Genomic DNA, 13,615 nt, shown 5'->3' on the forward strand with positions numbered 1-13,615 from the left:
GCGCGCCGGTCGGCCCGCCTATCTTTCGGCTATACCATGTCGAATAAGCGAAGCATACGTGCGCGTATTATGAATAACAAGTGCATATATCGCTTTGGAGGAGCCCCCTTTGGACGATTCTCTCGCCACGGCGCCGGATCAGCTCGTGCAACGTCACGCGCAGCCGGGCCGCACACTCATCACGATCCTGCACGCGATCCAGGACGAACTCGGCTTTGTGCCACCCGCGGCGGTCGGACCGCTCGCCCGCGCGCTGAACCTGTCGCGAGCGGAAGTGCACGGCGTCATCACTTACTACCATCACTTTCGCACCTCGCCGGCCGCGCCCGTCACGGTGCAGCTGTGCCGCGCCGAAGCGTGCCGCAGCATGGGCACCGAGGCGCTGGCCCAGCACATCGAGGCGCACACCGGTTGCCGCTTCGACGCCGGTCACCATGACGGCGCAACGGTGGAACTCGAATCGGTGTACTGCCTCGGCCAATGCGCGCTGTCGCCGGCGATGATGCTCAACGGCACGCTGCACGCGCGCGTGTCGCCGCAAAAATTCGACGCGCTGTTCGCCGCTGCCCGCAAATGCGTGGAGGTGCCGGCATGACGCGCATCTATGTTCCGCGAGATTCGTCGGCGCTCGCGCTCGGCGCCGATGCGCTGGCCGAAGCCATCGCCAGCGAAGCCGCGCGCCGCGGCATTGCGATCGAACTGATCCGCAACGGTTCGCGCGGGTTGCTGTGGCTCGAACCGCTCGTCGAAGTTGCGACGCCCGAAGGCCGCATCGGCTATGCGAATGTCGACGTGGAAGACGTCGCCGCGTTGTTCGCCGCGGGCTTCGTCGACGGCGGCGAGCATGCGCGGCGCGTCGGCGTGGTCGACGAGATTCCGTATCTGAAGAAGCAGCAGCGCCTGACCTTCGCGCGGATCGGCATCACCGACCCGCTGTCCATCGACGATTACGTCGCGCACGGCGGCCTCGAAGGCCTACGCAACGCCCTGCAAACCGACGGCGATGCCGCCTGCGAAGCGCTGATCGAATCCGGTCTGCGCGGCCGCGGCGGCGCAGCCTTCCCGGCCGGCATCAAGTGGCGCACGGTGCGCGGCGCGAAAGCCGCGCAGAAGTACGTCGTCTGCAATGCCGACGAAGGCGATTCCGGCACCTTCTCCGATCGTCTCGTGATGGAAAGCGATCCGTACGTGCTCATCGAAGGCATGATCATCGCCGGCGTCGTGACCGGCGCGACCGTCGGCTACATCTATGTGCGCAGCGAATACCCGCACTCGATCGCGACGCTCGAAGCTGCCATCGCCCGTGCGCGCACAGCCGGCTGGCTCGGCGACAGCGTGCTCTCGAGCGGGCAGCGTTTCGAGCTGTTCGTCGCGAAAGGCGCGGGCTCGTATGTGTGCGGCGAGGAAACCGCGATGCTGGAATCGCTCGAAGGCAAGCGCGGCATCGTCCGCGCAAAGCCGCCGGTGCCCGCACTCGTGGGTCTCTATGGCCAGCCCACCGTGATCAACAACGCGATCACGCTCGCCACCGTGCCGATCATCTTCGCGCGCGGCGCCGCGTTCTATAAAGACTTCGGCATGGGCCGCTCGCGTGGCACGCTGCCGTTCCAACTGGCCGGCAACATCAAGCGAGGCGGCCTCGTGGAACTCGCGTTCGGCGTGACCTTGCGCGAACTGCTCGACGACTTCGGCGGCGGCACCGCGAGCGGCCGGCCGGCGCGCGCGGTGCAGGTCGGCGGTCCGCTCGGCACCTATCTGCCGCCAAGCCAGTGGGACATTCCGATGGACTACGAGGCGTATGCGGCAGTCGGCGCGGTGATCGGCCACGGCGGTCTCGTCGTGCATGACGACACCTCGAATCTTGCCGAGCTCGCGCAATACGCGATGCACTTCTGCGCGCTCGAATCGTGCGGCAAATGCACACCGTGCCGGATCGGCTCGACGCGCGGCGTCGAGGTGATCGCGCGGATTCGCAACGGCGACACGTCGACGCGTCAGGTGCAATTGCTGCGCGATCTGTGCGACACGATGGTAGCCGGCTCGCTGTGCGCGATGGGCGGCATGACGCCGTATCCGGTGCTGTCCGCGCTCGATCATTTCCCTGAAGACTTCGGTCTCGCCGCCGATCCCACTGCCGACCACGCACACCAAAGCGGCCGCGGCCTGACTCCAGGAGTTCACCATGTCCGACCAGTTCAACTCCCCTGCCGGCGCCCCGAAGGAAGTCCCCCTGGGGGGCGGCTGCGGCTCAGGCAACTGCGCGTGCAAGTCGCAAGCCCAGGCACGCGCCGCCAACGCGTTCGCCGACGCGTTCGCCGACGACACCGACTACGGCACCCCCGCCCGCCACTCGGACGTCGACGTGACGCTCGAAATCGACGGCCAGGCGGTGACCGTACCGGCGGGCACGTCGGTGATGCGCGCGGCGGCTGAAGCTGGCGTCAACGTGCCGAAGCTGTGCGCGACCGATTCGCTCGAACCGTTCGGCTCATGCCGCCTGTGTCTCGTCGAAATCGAAGGACGGCGCGGCTATCCGGCCTCGTGCACGACACCGGTCGAAGCCGGCATGAAGGTGCGCACGCAGACCGACCGTCTGCAGTCGCTGCGTCGCAACGTGATGGAGCTGTACATCTCCGACCATCCGCTCGATTGCCTGACCTGCCCCGCCAACGGCGACTGCGAACTGCAGGACATGGCGGGCGTGACCGGCCTGCGCGAAGTGCGCTACGGCTTCGACGGCGCGAATCATCTGAAGGACCAGAAGGACGAATCGAATCCGTACTTCACGTACGACCCGGCGAAGTGCATCGTCTGCAATCGCTGCGTGCGCGCGTGCGAGGAAACCCAGGGCACGTTCGCGCTGACGATCACCGGACGCGGCTTCGAATCTCGCGTGGCGGCCAGCGAGAGCCAGCCGTTCATGGAATCGGAGTGCGTGTCGTGCGGCGCCTGCGTGGCCGCGTGCCCGACCGCGACCTTGCAGGAAAAGTCCGTCGTGATGCTCGGCCAGCCCGAGCACTCGGTCGTCACCACCTGTGCCTATTGCGGCGTCGGCTGCTCGTTCAAGGCAGAGATGAAGGGCAACCAGGTCGTGCGGATGGTGCCGCACAAGAACGGCCAGGCCAACGAAGGCCATGCATGCGTGAAGGGCCGCTTCGCGTGGGGCTACGCGACGCACAAGGACCGCATCAAAAAGCCGATGATCCGCGCGAAGATCACCGACCCGTGGCGCGAAGTCAGCTGGGACGAAGCGATCTCATACGCGGCATCCGAATTCCGTCGCATCCAGGCGAAGCATGGGCGCGATTCGATCGGCGGCATCACGTCGTCGCGCTGTACGAACGAGGAAACCTACCTCGTGCAGAAGCTCGTGCGCGCCGCGTTCGGCAACAACAACGTCGACACCTGCGCGCGCGTGTGCCACTCGCCGACCGGCTATGGTCTGAAGACGACGCTCGGCGAATCGGCTGGCACGCAGACGTTCGCATCGGTCGATAAGGCCGACGTCATCATGGTGATCGGCGCGAATCCGACCGATGGCCACCCGGTGTTCGCCTCGCGTCTGAAGCGGCGCGTGCGCGAGGGTGCGAAGCTGATCGTCGTCGATCCGCGCCGGATCGATATCGTCGATACGCCGCACGTGAAGGCGTCGCATCACCTGCAATTGCGGCCCGGCACCAACGTCGCGATCGTCAACGCGCTCGCGCATGTGATCGTCACCGAAGGCCTGCTCGACGAAGCGTTCGTCGCCGAGCGCTGCGAAACCCGCGCGTTCGAACAGTGGCGCGATTTCGTCGCGCTGCCGGAGAACTCGCCGGAAGCGACCGAAGCGGCGACCGGCGTGCCCGCGCAACAGGTACGCGAAGCCGCGCGCATCTACGCGAGCGCCGGCAACGCCGCGATCTACTACGGCCTCGGCGTCACCGAACACGCGCAAGGCTCGACGATGGTGATCGGCATCGCGAACCTGGCGATGGCGACCGGCAACATCGGCCGCGAAGGTGTCGGCGTGAATCCGCTGCGCGGCCAGAACAACGTGCAGGGTTCGTGCGACATGGGCTCGTTCCCGCACGAGCTGCCCGGCTATCGTCACATCGGCGATCCGCTCGTGCGCACGCAGTTCGAAAACGCCTGGGCCGTCACACTGCAACCGGAACCTGGCCTGCGCATTCCGAACATGTTCGACGCCGCGCTGCACGGCAGTTTCAAGGGTCTGTACTGCCAGGGCGAGGACATCGTGCAGTCGGACCCGAACACGCATCATGTGGCGGCGGCGCTGTCGTCGATGGAATGCATCGTCGTGCAGGACATCTTCCTGAACGAGACCGCCAAGTATGCACACGTGCTGCTGCCCGGCTCGTCGTTCCTCGAAAAGGACGGCACGTTCACCAATGCCGAGCGCCGCATCTCGCGCGTGCGCAAGGTGATGCCGCCGCTCGCCGGCTACGCGGACTGGGAAGTCACGCTGCTGCTGTCGCGCGCGCTCGGCTACGAGATGGACTACACGCATCCGTCCGAGATCATGGACGAAATCGCGCGGCTCACACCGACCTTCCACGGCGTGTCGTACCAGAAGATCGACGAAATGGGCAGCATCCAGTGGCCATGCAACGAGGACGCGCCCGACGGCACGCCGACGATGCACGTCGACACCTTCGTGCGCGGCAAGGGCAGGTTCGTGATCACGAAGTTCATCGCATCGCCGGAGAAGGTCACGCGCAAATATCCGTTGCTGCTGACGACCGGGCGCATTCTGTCGCAGTACAACGTCGGCGCGCAGACGCGCCGCACCGAGAACTCGCGCTGGCATGACGAAGACCGGCTCGAACTGCATCCGCACGATGCCGAGGAACGCGGCATCAAAACCGGCGACTGGGTCGGCATCGAATCGCGCGCGGGGCAGACCGTGTTGCGCGCGAAGGTGACGGAGCGGATGCAGCCGGGCGTCGTCTATACCACGTTCCACTTCCCCGAATCGGGCGCGAACGTGATCACGACCGACAGCTCCGACTGGGCGACCAACTGCCCCGAATACAAGGTGACCGCGGTGCAGGTGATGCCGGTCGAGCAGCCGTCGCAATGGCAGAAGGACTATTCGCGCTTCAATAGCGAACAGCTCGAACTGCTGAAGCAGCGCGAGCTGGCCAATGCGGCCGCGGCCGTCACCGCGGGCAAGTGAGGCGAGCCATGGACAATCGGAATCTGATCGACATGGCGAACCGGATCGGCGACTTCTTCGAGTCGATGCCCGACCACGAGGAAGCGCTGACCGGCGTCGCCGAACACATCCGCCGCTTCTGGGAGCCGCGCATGCGGCGCGCGCTGCTCGCGACGCTCGACGAAGCGCCGGACACGTATGACATCGCGCTATCGGACTTCACGCGCGAGGCGATCGTCAGGTATCGCGAGAAGTTGACGCCGGCGCCGGCCCAGGCGCCGGCGGCTTAGGCTCGGGCGGTTTCCCCAATCAACCAGGCGCGGTGGCGCGATCCGCTGCCGCGTGCGTGCCCATGCCACGCAACGGGCGGCGCCAATCACAACGTCGCCTGTTCCGATATCTCTCCCCCAACCGTAAACCACGCTTCGCAGTGCCGTACGAGACCGTGCAGGTCCGAGCCGGTGCGTCCGCGCGCGCTGATGTAGCCGTCGGGCCGCACCAGATAAAACGACGGCCGCGTGCGCCCATACGATTCGGACAACGCCGGGCCGCCGTCGCCGCTCGTATCGGTGACGCGCCAGATCCGCACCGCGTTCGGCAGCAGCCGCTCGACCTCGGCGGCGAGCTTTTCTACTTCGGGGTCCGGCGGCGGTGCATGTTTCGCGGCGGGATCGAGCGGCGTGCCATCGACGGGCAGCGGCGGCAACAGCAGAAACAGCGAGAAGAACGCCGGATCGTGCAGATCGAAAATGCAGCCGACGCCCGGCGCGCGTCCCAGCGGACCGTCGACGACGTGCACGAGCGCATCGGGTGCGCGCTCGCCCGCGCGCGGGCCGCCGTCGAGCACGCGTTCGAGCGTCAGCGGACTGCGCCGGTACTGGATCGACAGCTCGCTGATCGTCGCGCGTGCGGCATCGCGCAGCGGACCGAGCGTGGCCAGCACCGGCATCACGCGCTCGCGCAGCAGCTTCATCGGTCCGTGATCGGCCTCGGCCATCTGCGTGATGAAACCGGTCTGCCGCAGCACCTCGCGCTCGATCGGATGTCGCTCGGCGTGATACGTGTCGAGCAGACGATCCGGCGCCGCGCCGCCGATCACGCGCGCGAGCTTCCAGCCGAGATTGAGCGCTTCCTGGATGCCGGTGTTCATGCCTTGCGCGGCCGCGGGGCTGTGTACGTGCGCGGCATCGCCGGCGAGGAAGATGCGGCCCACGCGCAGCCGATCGACCATCCGGCTGTTCACGTGGAAGTACGCCGACCACGCCAGATCCGACACGTCGACGCGCTCGCGCACGCGTCGCGCGATCAGCGCCTTGCATTGTTCGAGCGACGGCGCCGGCGCCCGCTCCAGCGGCGGCTCGCCGAGCACCGCGGGGGCCGGCGGCGCGGCGCTGTCCGACGGCTCGACCGCATGATCGGCGATCAGACGATGGCGGCCGTGGCCCATCGGAAACAGGGCGACGAGACCGTCGCCCGACGCGAAGATATGGAACTCGTCGTCGGGCCAGTCGGTTTCGGCATGCAGGTCGGCAAGCAGAAAGGTCTGGTCGAAGGTCTTGCCCTCGAAGTTCAGGTCGAGGCGATGGCGAATCGAACTGTGCGCGCCATCGGCCGCGATCAGATATGACGGGCGCATGGCTTCCGTGCGGCCGTCCGCGCGGCGCAAGGTCGCCTGAACGCTCGCGGAGCCTTGCATGAACGCCACGAGCTCGACGCCGCGCTCGACCTTCACGCCGAGCGTCGCCAGATGCTCGGTCAGGAGCCGCTCGGTCACCGACTGGTCGAGAAACAGCAGATAGGGATAGCGCGTGTGCAACGGGTCGAAATCGAGCTGCGCAAGCCGCATGCCGTTCGAAAACAGATTCGCCACGCGCGCGCGATGGCCGAGCTCGAGAAACGGTTCGACCAGCCGATGCTGCTCGAGCAGTTCGAGCGTACGTGCCTGAATGCCGATCGCGCGCGAGTAAGGGTTCGGCTGCGGCGCCTTGTCGATCAGGCGCACGGGGACGTGGGCGCGCGCGAGACTCATCGCTGCGGCAAGTCCGGTGGGACCGGCCCCGACGATCAGCACCGGCGACGCGTCGTAGGCGGCAGCGTCCATGCGGAACTCCGGAGGCAACAATGCGTTCTAGTGTACGCCGCCGCTCTTGCGCACACGGGTGCGCTGCATCAATCGCGCGTCGGCAAGACGGGTCGCGCGGGGGGTCCATCCGTCGTTGCCCATGAACTCACGCTCCGCGCAAATCCAGGCCGCTTGCGCAAGTATGGGAAAATGCGCCCTCAGTCTGATTGATCCAAATGCCCTCCCCGTCATGCAACCTGTATTTGACCGCGCGTTCGCGGCGCATCGTGACGGCCGCCTCGACGACGCCGAACGCGGCTACCGCGCCACGCTCGACCACGACCCCAGCCACGTCGACGCGCTGCATCTGCTCGGCGTGCTGCGCCACCAGCAGGGCCAGCACGCCGAAGCCGCGGCGCTGGTGCGGCGCGCGGTCGATCTGCGCCCCGAAGACGCGGCGCTGCAGCTGAACCTCGGCAATGCGCTGAAGGCGCTCGGCCAGATCGACGCCGCGATCGAGCAGTTCCGCAACGCGCTGACGCTCGCGCCGACCTTCCCGATGGCGCACTACAACCTCGGCAACGCGTACGCGTCGCAAGGCCGTCACGAAGACGCCGCCGATGCGTTCGAACGTTCGCTGCGCCTGCAGCCGAACGACGCGTCGTCGCACAACAATCTCGGCAATGCGCTGCACGCGCTCGGCCGTCACGCGGACGCGATCGCGTCGTTCCGGCGCGCGCTCGAGCTGCGCCCCGGTCACGCGGGCGCGCTGAACAACATGGGCATGTCGCTGAACGCGCTCGATCGACCGAACGAGGCGGTGCCCTGCTTCGAGGCCGCGCTCGCCGCCGAGCCGCGCTTCGTCGCTGCGCACTTCAATCTCGCGAATACGTTCGATGCGACCGGCCGCCATGCGCGGGCAGTCGCGTCATTTGAAGCGGCGCTGCGTCTGCAGCCGAACCTGCCGCCCGCGATCTATGGCATGGGCAACGCGCTCGCGGCGCTCGGCCGTGCCGAACAGGCGCTGCCGTATCTGGAGCGCGCGGTCGGGCTCGATCCGCAATTCGCGCTCGCGTGGCTTGCGCTCGGCACCGCGCACCAGGCGCTCGGCGCGCACGCGGCCGCGGTGCGCGCGCTCGATCAGGCGTTGCGGCTGCGCCCGGATCTCGCGTCCGCGCATATGAACCGTGCGCTCGCGTGGCTCGCGATGCGCGACTTCGAGCGCGGGCTGCCCGAATACGAATGGCGCTTGCAAACCGTCGCGCAACCGGTGATCCAGACGTTGCCGCGCTGGCACGGCGAGTCGATCGAAAAATACACGCTGCTGATCCATGCCGAACAGGGTTTCGGCGACACGCTGCAGTTCGTGCGCTTCGTACCGCTCGCAGCGCAACGCGCCGCGCGCGTCGTGCTCGAAGTGCAGCCGCAGTTGGTGCCGCTCTTCGCGCCCGTCGCGAAGACGTGGCGCGTCTCGCTGATCGCGCAGGGCCAGCCGCGCCCCGCCGCCGATCTGCAGATTCCGCTCTTGAGCCTGCCGCTAGCGCTCGGCACGCGCTACGACACGATTGACGCGCGCACGCCCTATCTGAGCGTGCCGCCGGCCTATGGCCGCAAATGGCGCGGCTCGCTCGGCGGTCAGGCGAAGCGCAAGATCGGGCTCGCATGGTCGGGGCGCATCCAGCGCAACGAAACCCGCACGATGCCGCTCGCCGCGCTGGAGCCGCTGTTTGCACTGGATGGCATCGACTGGATCGTGTTGCAGCCCGATCTGTCCGAGGACGACCGCGCGGCGCTCGACGCGCATCCGCGCGCGGCCGCGATCCATCGCTTCGACCACCGCATCGGCGACTTCGCGGATACCGCGGCGATCGTCGAGCGGCTCGACGCGGTGGTGTCGATCGACACGTCGATCGCGCACCTCGCGGGCGCGCTGCGCAAGCCGCTGTGGCTGATGCTGCCGTGCGCCGCCGACTGGCGCTGGTTCGACGGCGACACGCCCAGCCCGTGGTATCCCGGCGCGACGCTCGTGCGTCAGCCGCGGCCGGGCGCGTGGGATGAAGTCGTCGAGGTGGTCGCTAACGAATTGCGGCACGGGTAGCCACAGACCACGCGCCGCAAACAAAAGACCCCGCTAGCGCGGGGTCTTTTGTTTTCAGAACACGAAGTGAACCGTCAGGCCGCCCGATACTGATTGCGTGACTCCGGCGTGCGATACAGGAACAGCGTCGCGAGCAGACCGCAGATTGCCGCCACGCCGAGGACCAGGCCCGGCGCCGCCTTGTTGCTGGTCACGTGGATCAGCAGCGTGGCGATGGCCGGCGTGAAGCCGCCGATCGTCGTCGCGAGACTGTACGCGAGCGAGAAGCCAGCGGTACGCACTTCGACCGGCATCACTTCGGTCAGCGCGACGACCATCGCGCCGTTGTAGCAGCCGTACAGGAACGACAACCATAGCTGCACGGCGAGCAGACGCGCGAACGACGGTTCGGCGACGAGCCATTGCAGCGCCGGATACGCGGTGAGGATCGTCAGGATCGTGAACGCGAGCAGCACCGGACGGCGGCCGACGCGGTCCGACAACGCGCCGGACAACGGCAGCCAGATCAGATTCGAGATACCGACGCAGACGGTGACGACGAGCGCGTCGATCGCCGACAGCTTCAGCACTTCCCTGCCGAAGGTCGGCGTGTAAGCGGTGATCATGTAGAACGACACGGTCGTCATGACGACCATGCCCATGCCGCCCAGCACGATCGGGTAGTTCGCGAGCATCGACTTCAGGATCTCGCCCACGCTCGGACGATGCTTGCGCGCCGTGAACTCCTCGGTTTCCTGCAGCGAGCGGCGGATGATGAACAGGAACGGCACGATCAGACAGCCGATCAGGAACGGCACGCGCCAGCCCCACGCGAACATCTGGTCGGCGGGCAGAATCTTGTTGAGCCCCACGCCGATCAGCGCGGCGAATACCACCGCGACCTGCTGGCTGCCCGACTGCCACGAGCAATAGAAGCCCTTGTTGCCCTTCGTCGCGATCTCCGACAGATACACCGACACGCCGCCGAGCTCAGCGCCGGCGGAGAAGCCTTGCAGCAGCCGGCCGAGCAGCACCAGCACGGGCGCCACGAGCCCGATGGTCGCGTAGCCCGGTATCGTCGCGACCGTCAGCGTGCCGAGCGCCATCAGGCTCAGTGTGAGGATCAGGCCTTTGCGACGGCCGTGATGGTCGATGTAGGCGCCGAGCACGATCGCGCCGAGCGGACGCATCAGGAAGCCCGCGCCGAACACGGACAGCGACAGCATCAGCGATGCGAAATCGCTGCCGCCAGGAAAGTAGGTCTTGGCGATCGCGGAAGCGTAGTAGCCATAGACCATGAAGTCGTACATTTCAAGAAAGTTGCCGCTGACAACGCGGAACACTGTCTTGACCTTGGATTCTTGGGTGGTGGAAGCGGCGTGGGTCGCTGTAGACATGACACTCTCGGATAAGCCCGTCGCCCTGTCGGACGGATCGACGCGGACGGTGACGAGCGGGCAGTTGGAACGATCCACTGCGTTTGGCAAGCGGATGCCGCAGGCGGACACACACGTATAAGCAAGCGCGCCCGGGGGCGTCGCATTCTGCTGCTCACGGCGTTCATTCGATATCAGGGTAAACGCTGAGCTCGATGCCGGGCTGATGCCACGTAATGTTACTGCTGATAGGGTCGACGCGAAACGCATACAGTTTGCTTACGCGCGACACCCGCGGGCGGCCGCAGACTGTCCGCGCGAGGCCATTCAGTCGATTACGCCGATGCGAACCACCCCTGCTCTTTCCCTGCGCCCCGCCACGCTCGAGGACGCCGCGCTGATTGCGTCGATCCACAGCGCCAGTTGGCAGGCGACCTATCGCGGTCTGTTGCCCGACGCGTTCCTCGACGGCGAAGTCACGCGCGAACGCGCCGCCTATTGGGAAGCACGTCTCGGCGCGCCGGGCGGCGAGCGCCGCATCGTGCTGATCGCCGAGTTGGCCGGCGAGCCGGCCGGCTTCGTGTGTGTCGAGCGCCAGCCCGAGTCCGCGTGGGGCGTGCTGCTCGACAACCTGCATGCGCTGCCCGGTTATCAGGGCATCGGCGTCGGCAAAACACTGATGCACGCAGCCGTAGACTGGACGCGCGCGCAAGGCGAGGCACAGCTGTATCTGTACGTGCTCGAGGGCAATACGGCGGCGATCGGCTTTTACGAGCGACACGGCTGGCAGTTGGTCGGCGCGGAGCCCGATCAGATGGGCGGCGTGGATATCACCGCGTTGCGCTACGTGTACCGGTTGAAGGCTTGAACGCCGCGGTTGAGTGTGTAGTGAAGCGCATGGCGTCGCGGGGACGGCGCGCGCCGGCGGTGTTCCTGTTTTCGGAGTCATCTGAACGGTGGACGACGTAGTTTCGAGGCATGATTTTCTGTTGCCGATGGCTTCATCGGCCCCCTACAGATTCCGTCACTGCCGCACCGGTGTGACTGTCCGAGACACCGGAAGAAACCGATGACCAGCACGCCGCTCATCCTGATTGAAGGCGCATTCGCGCTTCCCCCTTTCCGTACGCTCGACCACCTGCCCGAACCGTTCGGCCGCGACTGGGCGTTGCTGTCCTGGCGAACCGGGCTCGATTCGCTGTATGCCGCGCTGCTGCGCACCGTGTGCGTCAGAGATCAGCAGTTGCTGTCGTATGGGCAGTGGGTGTCGATCGACGGCGTGCTGACCGGCGTGCTAACTGACATGAAGCGGCCGGCAGAGACGCCCGTCGCGAACGCCACGCAGCCTGCCGGGGAACCGTCGAATACCGCGACGGCGGCGCATCCCGCTATGCAACGGAAGGTGCCTCAGGGTCCAATGCGAATCGCGCTCAAGGCCCGCTCGCCGCGAATCGCGCAGCGGCGCACTGTGCGGCGTCGGCGAACGGTCGCGGCGAGTGCCGGCGTAATCGGCTGCGTCGCGGTGCTGGCGTGGTGGATCGTCGATCAGCCTCTGGCGCCGCGGCATATGGCCTCCGACATGCTGAAATCGGCGCAAGCTCTGATGCCCCGTCGTGATGCGCCGGCGCCGGTAGAAAAGCGTCGTGCGCAGCATCTGGTTGCGAGTCCCGAGGCACCGGTGATTGCGGAGGCCGTCACACCGGCGCCTGTGCTTCCGCCATTACCTGTCGACGTGGCCGCCGCCGCACCCGCGCGCATCGTGGCTTTGCCTCAGCGCACCGCCACGCGACATGCGCCCACCCCGCGTGACGCGATTCGCTCGTCGCCTCCACGTCGTGCGCTTCGCGTGCAAACGCATCCGCTTCCGGTAAATCGCCATGCCGCGAATGACCCATCGCATGAAGCGCGCGTTCGTACCCGGTTCGGCGAAGACGGATACGCTGATGTAACGACGTTCGCCATGATGTCTTTGCGCGACGTCGCGCCGCTGCCGCGCTCCACCGTGTCGAACAATCTGCCGGCAAATAGCACCGAGTGGATGAACCACATATCGCAGCGTCGCGTCACCGAAATCCCGGAACAATTCGCGCAATGAGCGCCGCCGTTACTTCGACGCAGGCAAACCCGCTTCCGTCTGCTGCTGCAAGCGCGTGACCGCGCTCTGAAGCTGACGCAATTGCGCCTGCGCGTTGTCGCGCTCCGCGCGCAGCGCGAGCGCCTCGTCGCGCGTCTGCCGCTGCCGGTCGTCGACCTTCGCCTGCTGCGTGCGGGCGACGTCGAGATCGGTCTGCAGCCGTTGCGCCTGCTGCTGCGATATCGCGATGCTGCCCTGCAGATACGCATTCTGCGCCTGCAACCGCGTGCGATGAATCTCGACGTCCGCGAGTTGCTGCGTCTGCTGCGCGAAACCGGCGTAGATCGCTTCCGCGCGCTCTGCCGAATCGCTCCTGATCACGCGCCAGAAATGCTTGTTCTGAAACAACGCGACGTAGTACGTCATCCGCGGCGGATGGAAGAACAGGCTCGCACCATAGCTGCCGTTGTAGGTCGTGCGCAGTTCGCTGAGGTTCGCGTCCTGGATCAACTGGATCAAATCGGCGACGTCGCCGCGCGCGGCGGCGGGCGTATTCGCGGACACCTCGGGCTCAGCGACGGACTGGGGGCCAGCCTCTCGCGGCGCCAACTCCCCTGGAGCCGGCCGCGTGCCCGCCAGCGGCGCGCTCACGCTGTCCTGCTGTGCCACCGCAACACCCGTATGCCACAACGCATAGACACCGGCGAGCAACATAGCGCGCCGGATAACCAAGGAGTACTTCATATGCCTGCTCCACGCCGATCGAGAATGACGTTGGATTATCGCGCGGATTTATCGCGACGCGAAGCTCGTGGGCACTGTATGGACACGCTCGAAATCGAGATAGACGGTTGGCGCAGCGAACCAC

At 66.6% G+C, this 13,615-nt stretch carries 9 protein-coding genes and 1 pseudogene; 7 read left to right on the plus strand and 3 right to left on the minus strand.

The window, feature by feature from the left end; genetic code table 11:
- Positions 1-109: 109 nt before the first annotated feature.
- The 4 genes and pseudogenes from OKW40_RS11545 to OKW40_RS11560 all read left to right on the plus strand — a co-directional run bounded on the left by OKW40_RS11545 (position 110) and on the right by OKW40_RS11560 (position 5,448).
- Entirely contained in the window at positions 110-595 is a 486-nt protein-coding gene (locus tag OKW40_RS11545) for an NAD(P)H-dependent oxidoreductase subunit E (RefSeq protein WP_184011028.1), read from the plus strand.
- Positions 592-2,167, plus strand: a pseudogene (locus OKW40_RS11550) (formate dehydrogenase beta subunit). Before OKW40_RS11545 ends, OKW40_RS11550 begins: the two are co-directional and overlap by 4 nt.
- Positions 2,168-2,182: 15 nt before the next feature.
- Positions 2,183-5,179, plus strand: coding sequence for a formate dehydrogenase subunit alpha (gene fdhF / locus OKW40_RS11555; RefSeq protein WP_429489772.1), 2,997 nt, complete (start codon positions 2,183-2,185; stop codon positions 5,177-5,179).
- Positions 5,180-5,187: 8 nt separating this feature from the next.
- Positions 5,188-5,448: a formate dehydrogenase subunit delta gene (locus OKW40_RS11560; RefSeq protein ID WP_184027626.1), complete on the plus strand. Its 261-nt coding sequence runs from the start codon at positions 5,188-5,190 to the stop codon at positions 5,446-5,448.
- Positions 5,449-5,534: 86 nt separating this feature from the next.
- Here the strand turns inward: OKW40_RS11560 and OKW40_RS11565 are convergent, their stop codons facing one another.
- A complete protein-coding gene (locus tag OKW40_RS11565; RefSeq protein WP_429489774.1) occupies positions 5,535-7,259 on the minus strand; it encodes an FAD-dependent monooxygenase in 1,725 nt (574 codons plus the stop codon).
- 211 nt (positions 7,260-7,470) lie between these two features.
- On the opposite strand from OKW40_RS11565, the gene OKW40_RS11570 reads away from it, so the two are divergent.
- Entirely contained in the window at positions 7,471-9,318 is a 1,848-nt protein-coding gene (locus tag OKW40_RS11570) for a tetratricopeptide repeat protein (RefSeq protein WP_429489776.1), read from the plus strand.
- Positions 9,319-9,392: 74 nt separating this feature from the next.
- Here the strand turns inward: OKW40_RS11570 and OKW40_RS11575 are convergent, their stop codons facing one another.
- Complete coding sequence (locus OKW40_RS11575; protein WP_184061321.1) at positions 9,393-10,694, minus strand: MFS transporter; 1,302 nt, start codon at positions 10,692-10,694, stop codon at positions 9,393-9,395.
- A gap of 322 nt (positions 10,695-11,016) precedes the next feature.
- Between OKW40_RS11575 and OKW40_RS11580 the strand changes: the two genes are divergently transcribed.
- Both OKW40_RS11580 and OKW40_RS11585 read left to right on the plus strand, forming a co-directional pair.
- A complete protein-coding gene (locus OKW40_RS11580; RefSeq protein ID WP_018421404.1) occupies positions 11,017-11,541 on the plus strand; it encodes a GNAT family N-acetyltransferase in 525 nt (174 codons plus the stop codon).
- 201 nt (positions 11,542-11,742) lie between these two features.
- Positions 11,743-12,768 (plus strand): hypothetical protein, encoded by a 1,026-nt coding sequence (locus OKW40_RS11585; protein ID WP_429489777.1) that lies wholly within the window; start codon positions 11,743-11,745, stop codon positions 12,766-12,768.
- 9 nt (positions 12,769-12,777) lie between these two features.
- Here OKW40_RS11585 and OKW40_RS11590 read toward each other — a convergent pair whose 3' ends face one another.
- Positions 12,778-13,491 carry a DUF2968 domain-containing protein gene (locus tag OKW40_RS11590; protein ID WP_429404815.1) on the minus strand — a complete coding sequence of 238 codons (714 nt, stop codon included), beginning with the start codon at positions 13,489-13,491 and terminating at the stop codon, positions 12,778-12,780.
- Between the last annotated feature and the right edge of the window lie 124 nt (positions 13,492-13,615).

This window comes from Paraburkholderia sp. RAU6.4a, assembly GCF_050435625.1.
GTDB lineage: Bacteria > Pseudomonadota > Gammaproteobacteria > Burkholderiales > Burkholderiaceae > Paraburkholderia > Paraburkholderia tuberum.